Raw genomic sequence first — 11,719 nt, 5'->3', positions numbered from 1 at the left:
ATATGGTTTTGAGCAATTAGCTATTGCGGGCATCAGCCCAGAGGATGAGCCAGATGCTAAACGCCTCGCTGGTATCGCCGACTCTGCTAAAGATGCAAAAGTGAAAACCGTGTATTTCGAGGAGGTATTGTCACCAGCACTTGCCAAGACGGTGGCTCAAGAAGTTGGAGCAGAACTTAGTTTCCTTTCAGCTCTGGAATTCGCGCCTGAGAGCGGCGACTACATCTCACAAATGAGGAGCAATCTTCAAAATCTCTTCGTAGGACAAGACTGTAGTAAGTAAAAAACGATCCTGCTTCCACTTAACTCTGTATACGTTATGTGGAAGCAGGATATTTATCGAGGAGTAGTATGAACTTTGTTTCTGCCAATAAGGAAGGTTCTTCTGGCAAGTCGCCTCATGTTCGCAGAATAAGAGAGTTTGTTCGCGAAATTATTTTTGACACTGAAGCAAATGTCATGGTTACTGAACTAGCCTGCCTTGAGCCGGGATGCCCTCCTATTGAAACCGCAATAGTAATCATGGGCAAAATACCCAAAACCTATAAAATAGATAAAGAAATGAAAGACGTGAACTTAGAGGATGTTCGCCAAGTCCTTACTGGCGGTAATGACCATAATCATTAAGTCCTTTTGAAGAGGACTCTTGGTCACCATTGGGGATGCGCTGCTTGAACTTACATTGAGAGCCGTTTGGAAGAGTCACCCTATAAGCCTCTAACTGAAGAGAGGGTGGATGAGACCGTTTTGTGGGAGAGTATAAGAACTCAGCAAAACAAATCACAGGCCGGACTCAGTGCAGGCAGATATTTAACGCAAGGAGTTACCATCAAGAGTGATGCCTACCAATACGAATTTAAATTGGGCTGGCAAAACGGAAAGCAGCAAGTTCTAGAGCCGATATCCCTGGACTACAAGAAGGGTGGAGACATAGTTGATAAGGCGAATACTTGGGCGGGACGCTTACTAGAGTTAAGCCGTAAATCTGAATTCGAAATGACTGCCGTTATCACTTCTCCAACGCCAAGATCTAATTTGCGTGACCACAATCGGGCAAAGCAACTATTATCACGTGCCCCACAAGTACGAATGGTTGTGGAAAGTGAAGAAATTGAGACAGTATGGCGTACTATCTTGAGAGATGTCCGTGATTGATTCTAGCAAACCCTAGGACGTAGATTCAGGTTTAACTGGCCATTCATGTAAATTTGTTCCTACTTTCTCACACTTTTCCTGTGAGCCAAAGCAATTTAACTGGACCTATGCGGCGGGAGTCCAGGCTGTCGCGGCGGTTGTCGCCGAGGACGAGGTATTCATCATCAGAGAGGGACCACTGGAGGTCGAGGGTGGGATTTAGGCCGTTGCCAGTAGCGACGTAGGGTTCATCTAAAAGAGTATCGTTGATGTGGACACGGCCTTTGGTGAGGTGGATGGTCTCGGTGGGGAGGCCGACGATTCGTTTGAGGAGGGGCTTGTGAGGGAGGGTAGGGTGGCGGAAGAGGACGACGTGGCCGCGCTGGGGGGGTGAGTTTTTGTAGGCCCGGCGGTTTATGGAGACGCGCTGGCCGTGGTGGAAGGCGGGGGCCATGCTGTCGCCTTCGACGCGGTACGTGGAGAGGAACCAGAGGAAGGGGGAGAGCATCTAGGGGTTGTGGCTGGAGGCGAAAAGAGATATTGCGCAAGTTCTAAGTCCCTCCATTATCCTTTTCCATAGTGTTGACGAGGATTTTTCTGGAGGTAGACGATCCTCGCCCTTCGACAATCTCAGGGTGAGCGGTAATAAAGGGATTCTACACAGAAGTGTGACCATTGAGGATATAGTCTACGCCCGCTGGGAGGGGCGGAAGCGGCCTCGCCATTCGCGGGTGGGTTCCTTGATTTCAGGATGGGGGATGGAGGCGGAGGCGTCGGACTGCCAGGCTTTGAAGGAGGCGATAAGGCGGTCCTCGATGTCGTAAGCGAAGGGGTTGGCGGCCAGTTCTTCCATTTGCTGAAGGTTGAGGCTGTCTTTGTTATCGACGAGCCACCGGGCGGTGATGGCGAGGCCCTGGGCGGGCGGGACAGCGTCGTGGTAGCCGAGGAGCTTTTTTAGCTTGGTGACGTCGAGGAGGCGGCTGTATTTAGGGGCGTAACCGTTGGCCAACTCGTAGGCCAGGGGATGGCTGATTTCAACGATTTCGAATTCGTGGCCCAGGGCGTCGGCGATGATTTTGATGGCGTCCTTGATGGTATAGGTGACTTCGTCGACGGAGTTGAAGACATGGCCGTTGCCGGCGTCGCTATCGCAGGCGAGAAGGAGCTGGCGTACGGCGTTGTCGGAGTAACAGATGGGGCGGACTTGGCTGCCGTCGCCGGGGACGATGATGACATTTCGCTTATCGAGGACGCGGCGGACGATAGACCACATCCACTGCCGGCCATTGCGGGGGCCATACATCCAGGGGTATCGGAACATAACAGCCGCAAAGTGGCCCTGCTGGTGGTGCTCCATGACTCGCCGCTCGGTGTGCGCGACGGCAAAACCGTATTCGTCGGTCTCGCGGTCGGTGTAGAGGGGGTGGTCTTCAGGGAGAGGGGTCTCTCGCCCCTGGGGCCAGGGGAGGTGCTCGGGCTTCATGAGGGAGGGGGAGCCGCCGACGCCGACGAGCTTGGGGGTGCGGCCAGCCATGGCGTCGGCGATGTGGCGCAGGCGTCCGTACATGGAGACAACGAGATCGAACTGCTCATTGGCGAAGTCTTTCTCGAAGACCTCTTTGGTGAAGGGATCGCCGTGAAGGTGTCGGTGGATGCCTTTGGGAAGGTCGTCAGTTTCGTGGAAGCCTCGGTGGTAGATGGTGACGTGATGGCCGCGGTCCAGGAGGCCCTGGACGACCATGGGGCCGGTGGGGCCGGTGCCGCCGACGACGAGGGCTTTTTTCATAGGGGAGCCTCCGGGGGAAGAGGGATGGAATCAAGGTAAGGTGTCGATATGTGGGCGTCAAGGTTAGCCTTCGGTGGGGGAAAGACATAATCGTTGGCAGAGGGAGGCTTTTGGGTTATACTGCGGCGGTCAAATACCCGAACTTTTGGAGGAGGGAGCATGTCTATCATTACCAAAGTCCTACGGGCTATGCCCGCTCGCAAGGCGTACGCCCACTGCGACATTCCTTGCGGCATTTACGACCCGCACCTGGCGCAGATTGCTGCTCACACTGTAGTGCGGATGGCGACGCTGATCAATGAGCTGGAGAAGCCGGGCCCCAATGCTACGAAGGATGAGTCGGCGATATACACCCACAAGATTTCCCGTTTGACGACAGTGAAGGAAGAGCATGCCGAACTGGCGAAGCGGGAGCTTAGGGTGTTGTGGGGCGATTACTTCAAGCCCGAACACGTGCAGCAGCACCCGAACCTGCATGACACCTTCTGGAAGGCGATGAAGGCAGGGTCGGAGGCGAGGCAGCATCGGAACCTAGATGCTGCCAACGGGCTGTTGAAGGCGACGCAGGAGATTGCGGAGATTTTCTGGAAGACGAAGGGCGCGAAACCGGTGCGAAAGCCGTCCCGCCAGACGACGGGTGGGGAGATAGTGGTGCCGGACTAAGGCCTCTTCTAACCATTGGATTTCAAAGCCCCCTCATTGACGAGGGGGCTTTCATTTTCCCTAGGCTCAGGGTGACTGATAATAAATGGTGTGTGGCGGTAGCGGATGGAACCAGTACGCCTTGGTAGCCATACGTAATGGTGGCGGACAGTAAGCTGAGATTTCTCGACTTCGCTCGAAATGACAGTGAGGCTAGCGGCGGGAGTTGAGCCAGTGGGCGACGTCTTTGGCGTGGTAGGAGATGATGATATCTGCGCCAGCGCGCTTGATGCCGGTGAGGAGTTCGAGGGTGGCGGAGCGCTCGTCGAGCCAGCCGTTGGCGGCGGCGGACTTGATCATGGAGTACTCGCCGCTGACGTTGTAGGCGGCGATGGGGGGGGCGAAGCTCTGGCGGGCCTTGGAGATAACGTCCAGATAGGCCAGAGCAGGTTTGACCATGATGATGTCGGCGCCCTCTTCGATGTCAGCCTCGATCTCACGGAGGGCCATGCGAGGGTTGGCGGGGTCCATCTGGTAGCTTTTGCGGTCGCCGAATTGGGGGGTGGAGTTGGCGGCGGTGCGAAAGGGGCCATAGAAGGCGGAGGCGTGTTTGGCGGCGTAGGCCATAATGGGGGTGTCCTGGAAGGTCTCATGGTCTAAAGCGCCGCGGATGGCTTTGACCTGTCCGTCCATCATGCCTGAAGGGGCGACAACGTCAGCGCCGGCTTTGGCGTGGGAGATAGCGATACGCTGGTAGAGCTCCAGGGTACGGTCGTTGTCGATGCCGCCGTCGTGGATGACGCCGCAATGGCCGTGGCTGGTGTATTCGCAGAGGCAGACGTCGGTGATGACGAGGAGGTCAGGGGTGGCCTGCTTGATGACGCCGATAGCTTCCTGGATGATGCCGTGGTCGTCATAGGCCTCACTTCCAGAGGAGTCTTTTTCGGCGGGGAGGCCGAAGAGGATGACGCCTGGGATGCCGAGGTCGGCGACTTCCTTGACCTCGGTGAGAAGGTTGTCGAGGGAGAGGTGGTAGATGCCGGGCATGGGGGCGATTTCGTCACGGATATCGCGGCCGTGGGTAACGAAGAGGGGGAAGATGAAGTCTCGAGGGGAGAGGTAGGTCTCCCGCACCATGTCTCGCAGGGTGGGGTTTTCGCGGAGGCGGCGGAGGCGGAGCTGGGGGAAGGTGGGCATGGGTTACGTCCTCCACCCTAACCTTTCCACTTGTTGGAGAGGGATATAAGCGCAGCATGGCAGGTGGCATTGATAAAGCATTGTGCTTCTAGGGATTCACCCCTCATCCTACGCCTTCTCCCACAAGGGGAGAAGGCAGTTCCTGGGTGACGTTCGTACATCTGTTCCAACTCCCCTCGTTGAACCTTCGGCAGGTTTAGGACCCGTTGCGCTTGACCGTTACTAAAGGGCGAAGGAATAATTGTGAATATACTGGGCTGTTTCAACCTTTATCCTTTTACCCTGGCTAAATATGCTTTCATAGCTTCCACCAGGCCTTCCACTGTATGTATAGGGGCTTCTACATCGACGGTGAGGCCGCGGTCACGGGCAGTACGGGAGGTGATGGGGCCTATGGAGGTGATGAGTTTGCCCGCAAGGAGGCCGGAGTTGCCGTTAAGAAGCTCGATTAGATTGTTAACTGTGGAGGAACTGGTGAAGGTGACGGCGTCTATTTTACCACTGGATAGAAGCCGTAGAGCGGTTTCTTTGGAGGAAGCGGGTACGAGGGTGCGATAGGCGATGACTTGGTCAACGGTGGCGCCGGACTGCTCCAGGGCTTGGACAAGGTCCAGGGGGGCGATGTCGGTGCGGGGAAGGAGGACGCGGGAGTCTTTGGCGGCATGACCGAGGGACTGGGAAAGAGCATTGGAGGTGAACTCGGGGGGGACGAGGTCGGCATGGAGGCCAAATTTTTGGAGGGCGGAAGCAGTGGCGGGACCGATGGCGCAAAGTCTGACACCGCCCAGGGCGCGGCTGTCCAGGCCGAGGGCATGAAGTCGGCCAAAGAAGGCATCGACGCCGTTAACGCTGGTGAAGACGACCCACTGATATTGGGAGAGGCGTCGGAGGGCGGAGTCCAGGGCGTCGAAGGACTGGGGAGGGGCGATCTCGATGGCGGGAAGCTCGATGGGGTCGGCGCCTTCCTGGGCGAGGAGTTGACATAACACAGAGGCCTGCTGGCGGGAGCGAGTGACGAGGACTCGAAGGCCGGAGAGGGGGCGGTTGTCGAACCAGGCGATGTCGTCGCGGAGGTTGACCACCTGGCCGATGACGGCGACGACAGGCGGGCCGAGGCCGGCATCCTGCCCTCGTCGGACAATGTCTTTCAGGGTGGCGGTGACGGTGCGCTGTTTAGGGTAGGTGCCCCACTCGACCAGGGCGACGGGGGTGGAGGGCTTCATGCCTTCTTTAAGGAGGCGTTCGACGACTTTAGGCAGGGCAGACCAGCCCATCATGACGATTAGCGTGCCGCCGGTCTGGGCGAGGGCTTGCCAGTTGATGGCGGACTTTTCTTTTGCTGGGTCTTCCACGGCGCTGACGACAGTGAAGGAGGAGGCGGCGTCGCGGTGGGTGACAGGAATTCCGGCGTAGGCGGGGGCGGCGATGGCGGAGGTGACGCCGGGGATGATTTCGAAGGGGATACCAGCCATGGCGAGGACCTGGGCCTCCTCGCCGCCGCGGCCGAAGACAAATGGGTCGCCACCTTTTAGCCGGACGACGCGCTTGCCTTCGCGGGCCTTATCTATTAGCAGCGGGAAGATGTCTTCCTGGCCGGCAGCGGCGCCTGGGGTAGGGTCTTTGCCGACGTAGATAAGCTGTGCGTCGGGGCGGGCCTCTTTGAGGATGGCTTTGTCGATGAGGCGGTCGTAGACGATGACGTCGGCCTGGCGGAGGCGGTGGAGGCCTTTGGCGGTGATGAGCCCGGGGTCGCCAGGGCCGGCGCCGACGAGGGAGATGAGCGCTGGAGTAGGGGTCATGGGGATAGGATTGCCCCCTTCCTACCCCTCTTTTGCCGAGCGAGGAAAGGGATAAACGCAGCGCAGCAGGTGGCATTGATAAAGAATCGTGTTCCTAGGGATTCACCCCTAAACCTGCGCCTTCTCCCACAAGGGGAGAAGGAATTGCCGGGGAAGCCTTCAATCCTCATGTTAGGGCCTCAAACCTCAACTAACACTAGGCATATAAGGGAAGGCGAAAGAAGGAAGTTGGCTTGATGCAAGAAGCGAGTTTCATAAGTGAATTGTAACAGCAGTAGGGTTCTACTGTTTTTCTGGGGAGAAAAGTTTGGCGGCGCCTTTTTCTATGAGGCGCTGGAGGGCTTCGGCGGCGAGCTCGCGGGGGTTATCGGGGTTGCCGCGGGCCTTGGTGGTGAAGGACTGGGCGCTGTCAGGCGAGGCGAGGAGGGCATACATGATTATGCTGTCGCCGCTGACGCGGGCGTAGGCGGCGGAGGGGCTGCTACAACCCATGCCGAGCTTTTCGAGGAAGGCGCGCTCGGCGGTGACGGCGCGCCGAGTGGGGGAATGGTCGATGGTCTTGAGGAGGGCGAGGGTGTGGTTGTCGTCCTGGCGTACTTCGATAGCCAGAGCGCCCTGGCCGGGGTCGGGGATAAACTCTTCTGCAGAGAAGTACTGGGAGATTTTGGACTGGAGGCCGAGGCGGATGAGGCCAGCGGCGGCGAGAATAACGCCGTCGTAGTCAGGGCCGAAGGCTTTGTTGACTCGAGTGTCCACGTTACCACGGATGGGGAGGGCCTGGAGGTCGGGCCGGAGGCGGCGGAGCTGGGCGGTGCGGCGGGGACTGCTGGTGCCGATTCGAGCGCCTGGCGGGAGCTTGTCCAGGGTCACGTTTTCTTTGCTGACGAGGACGTCGCGGGGGTCGATGCGCTGGGTGATGGCGGCGATGGCGAGGCAGGGAGGCGTGACGGGCGGGAGGTCTTTGAGGCTGTGGACGGCGAGGTCGATTTCCTTGCGGAGGAGGGCGTCTTCGATCTCTTTGACGAAGACGCCCCGGCCAAGAGAGGCAAGGGGAACGTCGGGGGCTTTGTCGCCGCCAGTGCGGATGGTCTTGATATCGAAGGCTTGGGCGGGGTGTTTGGCGCGGATTAGGGCTAGGGCTTCTTCGGTCTGGATGAGGGCGAGGCGGGAGCCTCGGGTGCCGACGATGAGGGGGGTCATGGGGTAGTGACCTGGAGCAATAGAAGGCAACGCTGAGAAATTGGTTTTGTGAGGCGGTGAGCGACGCACTCACAACGGGGTTCCACGCGTAGCAGATTCTTCGACTGCGTCGGAGTACCGGCTCCGCTCAGAATGACAGAATAGTCTTGTTGGTTGGTAACGAGAGCCGTGATCATCTAGCGCGACCTTTCGATTTGGAGGTCAGGGTAGACATAAGTCGGTCAAAGGCCTGGTCTTCGTGGCCTTGCTGGACTAGCCGGAGAAGGTCATGATTCAGGGCTTCTTGCCACCGGTCGGGGTGGACTTTTAGCCCTTGTTTTTTGATTTCGAGGCGGGCGCGCATTAGGAGGGGGGCGAGGTCGGCGTAGGGGAGGATGTCGCTTTGTTCCAGGGACTCGCGGAGCTTGCGGGCGAGGGCGGGGCTGGCGCCGGAGGTGGAGATGGCGAAGGTGACGGGGCCGCGTTTGACCACGGCGGGGGCGATAAAGACGCAGAGGGGAGGATAGTCCACGACGTTGAGGAGGACTTTTTCGGCGGCGGCTTCTTTAGCTACGGCGTCGTTGACACTCCGCTGGTCGGTGGCGGCGATGGCGAGGAAGGCGTCTTTGAGGTCGCCGGGCTGGTACTCGCGCTGGAGCCATTGTATACGGCCCTTTGCGGCCCAGTCTTTGAGGGCGGCGGTGGCGGTGGGGCTGACAAGGGTGATGGGGCAGTTGTGGTGGAGGAGGCCTTGGACCTTGCCTTCGGCCACGGCGCCGCCGCCGATGACGACGCATGGACGGCCGGTGAGGTCCAGGAAGACAGGGTAGTAGGAGGGGAGATTTTGGGTTTTAGGGCTAGTCATAATTCGCATTAGAGCAATTACGGGCGCGCTAATCACTCATAAGCCGGGATATCGCCTCGATTAAAGAGGCGCTGGTTTCGCGTGAAAAGCCAGGCGGTCCTTTAATTCAACCGTACGCTCAAAATCGATACCACCACAAACACGGCCACCAGCACTATAGTCATCTGAAAGAGCGTCTTCTCGATGCCCCTGCGCACTCGGAAAGCCGCCGTGGCGGAGCCGAAAAGGCCGGTGCCCATCTCCCTAACCTGCAGCAGTATGACGATGACCAGGATGGTGGAGACAAGAATCTGAACTATATCTATCGCCGTTTCCAAAAGATACCTCTTTAGCTAGACTTCAGGGCCTCCAGGCCCTTTTTCACCAGTTCATTCACCACGGTGGGGTTGCCCTTCCCCCTGGTGAGCCTCATCACCTGCCCCACTAGGAACCTGGACGCCGTGTCCTTGCCCTTTATGTAATCCTCCACGGCCTTGGGGTTCTCGCTTATGGCCTGCTGCACCGCTGCTTCCACCACGGACGTGTCACTGATTTGCGCCAGCCCCTTCTCTTTGACCACTTGCGAGGGCGGCTTGCCACTCTCGAACCCCTCTTCCAGTACCGTCTTGGCCAGGGTGTTGCTCAGCGTTCCCGACTCGATCAACTCCACCAGCTCCGACAGGTGGTCCGGCTTGAACGCAGACTCCCCCAGCGACTGGCCCTTCAGATTTAAGACCCTGGTCACGTCGCTCAGCATCCAATTGCTGATGGACTTGGCCCTGGACTGCCCGCCCTTGGCGACAGCCGATTCAAAAAAGTCCGCCACATCCTTAGAAGACGTGAGATGCTCCGCGTCGTATAGCGGCAGTCCGTACTGGCCCACGAATCTGTCCCGGCGCTGGGAGGGAAGCTCAGGCAGGCTGGCCTTTACCAGGCTGACCCACTCCCGGCTTATTACCAGGGGAGGCAGGTCAGGCTCAGGGAAATAACGATAGTCGTGGGCGTGCTCTTTGGAACGCTGGGACACGGTAACGCCCTTATCGTCCACCCACCCCCTGGTCTCCTGCACCACCCGTCCGCCGTCGTCCAGGACTTTAGCCTGGCGGTCGACCTCATATAAAAGGGCGTTGTACACCGAACGGAAGCTGTTCATGTTCTTGATTTCCGTCCGGGTGCCGAAGGCGCTGCTTCCTTTGGGCCGAATGCTCACGTTGGCGTCGCACCGGAAGCTCCCCTCCTCCATGTTGCCGGTGGTGACGCCGATGTACTGGAGTATGGAGCGCAGCGTGGTCAAATACTGCCGGGCCTCCTCCGCCGACCGGATGTCCGGCTCGCCCACTATCTCCATCAGCGGCACGCCCGAGCGGTTCACGTCTACGAGGCTGAAACTCTCGCCGTGGGGGTTGTTGACGTGCTGCAGCTTGGCCACGTCCTCTTCCAGATGGACTCGCGTGATGCCCACCTTCTTTTTGCCACTGTCGCTTTCAATCTCCAGAAGCCCCTTCGTGGCGATGGGCGAGTCGTACTGCGATATCTGATAGCCCTTCATGAGGTCGGGGTATGGGTAGTTCTTGCGGTCGAATTTTGTGGTGGGCGCGATTTCGCAGTTCAGCGCCAGTCCGGTGGCCATAGTGAACTCCACCGCCCTACGATTGATGACCGGCAGTGTGCCCGGCAGCCCCAGGCACACGGGGCAGACCAGGGTGTTGGGCGAGGCGGTCTGATAGTCGGCGCGGCAGGAGCAGAACATTTTGCTCCTGGTCTTGAGCTGGACATGCACCTCCAGCCCTATGACGACCTCGTATTTCTCTAAAACTGAGGTGACCATATAGTTTTTGGACTCGAACCAGTATATCAGCGCTCTATTATAGCGGCAATGAAACCTAGGCTTCGTCTGCGGCTCCCGCCATGCCCTCCGGCCACGCCTCAGGCCCGATCAGCGGCACAAACCGGCACGGCCACAGATAGCTTATCGATATGCCCTCGCTGGTCTTGAGCGCCCTCACTAACTCCTGCTCCTTCAGCCCTCCTACCGGCGCCACCAGCCGACCTCCCAGCTTCATCTGGTCCAGCAGAGACTTCTGCAGCCTGGGACTGGCCGCCGTCACTACAATCGCGTCGTAGGGCCCTTTCTCAGGACAGCCTAACACCGGCCCAGCCTCCACCACCTCTACATTATGGCGGCCCAAGGAGCGCAGGATAGACGCGGCCTTCTCCGCCAGCCACGGTACCCTCTCCACGCTCACTACCCACCCCTCGGACGCCAGAAGCGACAGTATGGCCGACTGGTAGCCGCTGCCCGTTCCCACCTCCAGCACCCTATCCTTGTCCCGCAGTTCCAGGGCACCGGTCATAATAGCCACGATGGTGGGCTGGGAGATGGTCTGTCCCTCACCGATGGGCAGGGGGGCGTCGTCGTAGGATAGATGCCGCAGATTCTCGGGCACAAAGGCTTGGCGGGGCATCTGCTCCATGGCCCGCAGCACCCGCTCGTACCTTATAACCTGTCGCAGCTTTCTGAACAGGCGCTGCCTTGCGTTGTTAAGCTTTTCCACAAATCCAGTATATCAACGGCCTACTTCCAGAAAAAACGCCAGCCCGGCATATCCACCCGCCACTCGCCGTCCTCAAACAGCATGGGTATCACCAGCCCGGGCTTCACGGTCCTCTGCTCCTGCACCTGCTGGTCTCTCCCCACGCCGATGGGCAAAAACACAAAGGCGTGGACGTCGTCCACGTAGCTTGTCGGGGCTACACCGAGATCGCCCAGGTCCTCCAGGGGCCAGTGCTTCAACACCGCCGCCCGAAATCCTTCCATCATAGGTGCGAATAGCGGATGGTTCGAATCGTAGGCCGCTCTGTACACCACCTGCAGGTCGATCTTGTTCTGGGTGGCCCACACCCCCAACCTCACCCCCCTGGACTCTTTCGACAGCACATTCCAAGCCGCCGCCATATCCCCGTCCCGAATCGCTTCGGCGAACCTACCGGCGGTCAGCCCGCAGTCATCCGGCTCCAGGCTTCGCTTCTGGCCTGGAATGTTCATAGCTCCCCTCTGTGGGTCGGTGCTCACGCCCCGATTGTAACACCCCAATCGCGTCCCGGTTAATCATGACATTGTGTTGACTTTCACAATCA

At 58.7% G+C, this 11,719-nt stretch carries 14 protein-coding genes; 4 read left to right on the top strand and 10 right to left on the bottom strand.

What is annotated here, in order from left to right; genetic code table 11:
- The 3 genes from FJ320_00770 to FJ320_00760 form a co-directional block, all read left to right on the top strand.
- The coding region (locus tag FJ320_00770; protein MBM3924515.1) for a zinc ABC transporter substrate-binding protein at nt 1-283 on the top strand (283 nt) is incomplete at its 5' end.
- 68 nt (nt 284-351) lie between these two features.
- The gene (locus FJ320_00765) at nt 352-627 is read left to right on the top strand and encodes a hypothetical protein (protein MBM3924514.1); all 276 of its coding nucleotides are present in this window, start codon (nt 352-354) and stop codon (nt 625-627) included.
- 105 nt (nt 628-732) lie between these two features.
- Nucleotides 733-1,155 carry a hypothetical protein gene (locus FJ320_00760; GenBank protein ID MBM3924513.1) on the top strand — a complete coding sequence of 141 codons (423 nt, stop codon included), beginning with the start codon at nt 733-735 and terminating at the stop codon, nt 1,153-1,155.
- Nucleotides 1,156-1,222: 67 nt separating this feature from the next.
- Here the strand turns inward: FJ320_00760 and lepB are convergent, their stop codons facing one another.
- A complete protein-coding gene (gene lepB, locus FJ320_00755; protein MBM3924512.1) occupies nt 1,223-1,642 on the bottom strand; it encodes a signal peptidase I in 420 nt (139 codons plus the stop codon).
- Nucleotides 1,643-1,822: 180 nt separating this feature from the next.
- Complete coding sequence (locus FJ320_00750) at nt 1,823-2,920, bottom strand: NAD(P)-dependent oxidoreductase (protein MBM3924511.1); 1,098 nt, start codon at nt 2,918-2,920, stop codon at nt 1,823-1,825.
- 159 nt (nt 2,921-3,079) lie between these two features.
- Between FJ320_00750 and sodN the strand changes: the two genes are divergently transcribed.
- Nucleotides 3,080-3,583: a superoxide dismutase, Ni gene (gene sodN / locus FJ320_00745; protein MBM3924510.1), complete on the top strand. Its 504-nt coding sequence runs from the start codon at nt 3,080-3,082 to the stop codon at nt 3,581-3,583.
- A gap of 192 nt (nt 3,584-3,775) precedes the next feature.
- Here sodN and hemB read toward each other — a convergent pair whose 3' ends face one another.
- The 8 genes from hemB to FJ320_00705 all read right to left on the bottom strand — a co-directional run bounded on the left by hemB (nt 3,776) and on the right by FJ320_00705 (nt 11,654).
- Nucleotides 3,776-4,759 (bottom strand): porphobilinogen synthase, encoded by a 984-nt coding sequence (hemB, locus tag FJ320_00740; GenBank protein ID MBM3924509.1) that lies wholly within the window; start codon nt 4,757-4,759, stop codon nt 3,776-3,778.
- Nucleotides 4,760-5,028: 269 nt separating this feature from the next.
- Complete coding sequence (gene cobA / locus FJ320_00735) at nt 5,029-6,558, bottom strand: uroporphyrinogen-III C-methyltransferase (protein ID MBM3924508.1); 1,530 nt, start codon at nt 6,556-6,558, stop codon at nt 5,029-5,031.
- Between the two features lie 282 nt (nt 6,559-6,840).
- Nucleotides 6,841-7,758, bottom strand: a complete 918-nt coding sequence (hemC, locus tag FJ320_00730; protein MBM3924507.1) for a hydroxymethylbilane synthase — start codon at nt 7,756-7,758, stop codon at nt 6,841-6,843.
- Nucleotides 7,759-7,930: 172 nt separating this feature from the next.
- On the bottom strand, nt 7,931-8,611 hold the full coding sequence (locus FJ320_00725; GenBank protein MBM3924506.1) for a bifunctional precorrin-2 dehydrogenase/sirohydrochlorin ferrochelatase: 681 nt from the start codon (nt 8,609-8,611) through the stop codon (nt 7,931-7,933).
- A 92-nt stretch (nt 8,612-8,703) separates the two neighbouring features.
- Nucleotides 8,704-8,919 carry a preprotein translocase subunit SecG gene (gene secG / locus FJ320_00720; GenBank protein MBM3924505.1) on the bottom strand — a complete coding sequence of 72 codons (216 nt, stop codon included), beginning with the start codon at nt 8,917-8,919 and terminating at the stop codon, nt 8,704-8,706.
- Between the two features lie 11 nt (nt 8,920-8,930).
- Nucleotides 8,931-10,409 (bottom strand): Asp-tRNA(Asn)/Glu-tRNA(Gln) amidotransferase subunit GatB, encoded by a 1,479-nt coding sequence (gene gatB / locus FJ320_00715; GenBank protein ID MBM3924504.1) that lies wholly within the window; start codon nt 10,407-10,409, stop codon nt 8,931-8,933.
- Nucleotides 10,410-10,464: 55 nt separating this feature from the next.
- Nucleotides 10,465-11,136, bottom strand: coding sequence for a protein-L-isoaspartate(D-aspartate) O-methyltransferase (locus FJ320_00710; GenBank protein MBM3924503.1), 672 nt, complete (start codon nt 11,134-11,136; stop codon nt 10,465-10,467).
- 20 nt (nt 11,137-11,156) lie between these two features.
- Entirely contained in the window at nt 11,157-11,654 is a 498-nt protein-coding gene (locus FJ320_00705; GenBank protein MBM3924502.1) for a hypothetical protein, read from the bottom strand.
- Between the last annotated feature and the right edge of the window lie 65 nt (nt 11,655-11,719).

The sequence above is a fragment of the SAR202 cluster bacterium genome (assembly GCA_016872285.1).
Lineage (GTDB): Bacteria > Chloroflexota > Dehalococcoidia > Lucifugimonadales.
This window is presented reverse-complemented; position numbering and strand designations above follow the sequence as displayed.

Coding starts and splice junctions, on each gene's coding strand:
- sodN (MBM3924510.1), top strand. CDS start 3,080: ATGTCTATCATTACCAAAGTCCTACGGGCTATGCCCGCTCGCAAGGCG.
- FJ320_00750 (MBM3924511.1), bottom strand. CDS start 2,920: ATGAAAAAAGCCCTCGTCGTCGGCGGCACCGGCCCCACCGGCCCCATG.
- hemB (MBM3924509.1), bottom strand. CDS start 4,759: ATGCCCACCTTCCCCCAGCTCCGCCTCCGCCGCCTCCGCGAAAACCCC.
- gatB (MBM3924504.1), bottom strand. CDS start 10,409: ATGGTCACCTCAGTTTTAGAGAAATACGAGGTCGTCATAGGGCTGGAG.
- cobA (MBM3924508.1), bottom strand. CDS start 6,558: ATGACCCCTACTCCAGCGCTCATCTCCCTCGTCGGCGCCGGCCCTGGC.
- lepB (MBM3924512.1), bottom strand. CDS start 1,642: ATGCTCTCCCCCTTCCTCTGGTTCCTCTCCACGTACCGCGTCGAAGGC.
- hemC (MBM3924507.1), bottom strand. CDS start 7,758: ATGACCCCCCTCATCGTCGGCACCCGAGGCTCCCGCCTCGCCCTCATC.
- FJ320_00725 (MBM3924506.1), bottom strand. CDS start 8,611: ATGCGAATTATGACTAGCCCTAAAACCCAAAATCTCCCCTCCTACTAC.
- FJ320_00765 (MBM3924514.1), top strand. CDS start 352: ATGAACTTTGTTTCTGCCAATAAGGAAGGTTCTTCTGGCAAGTCGCCT.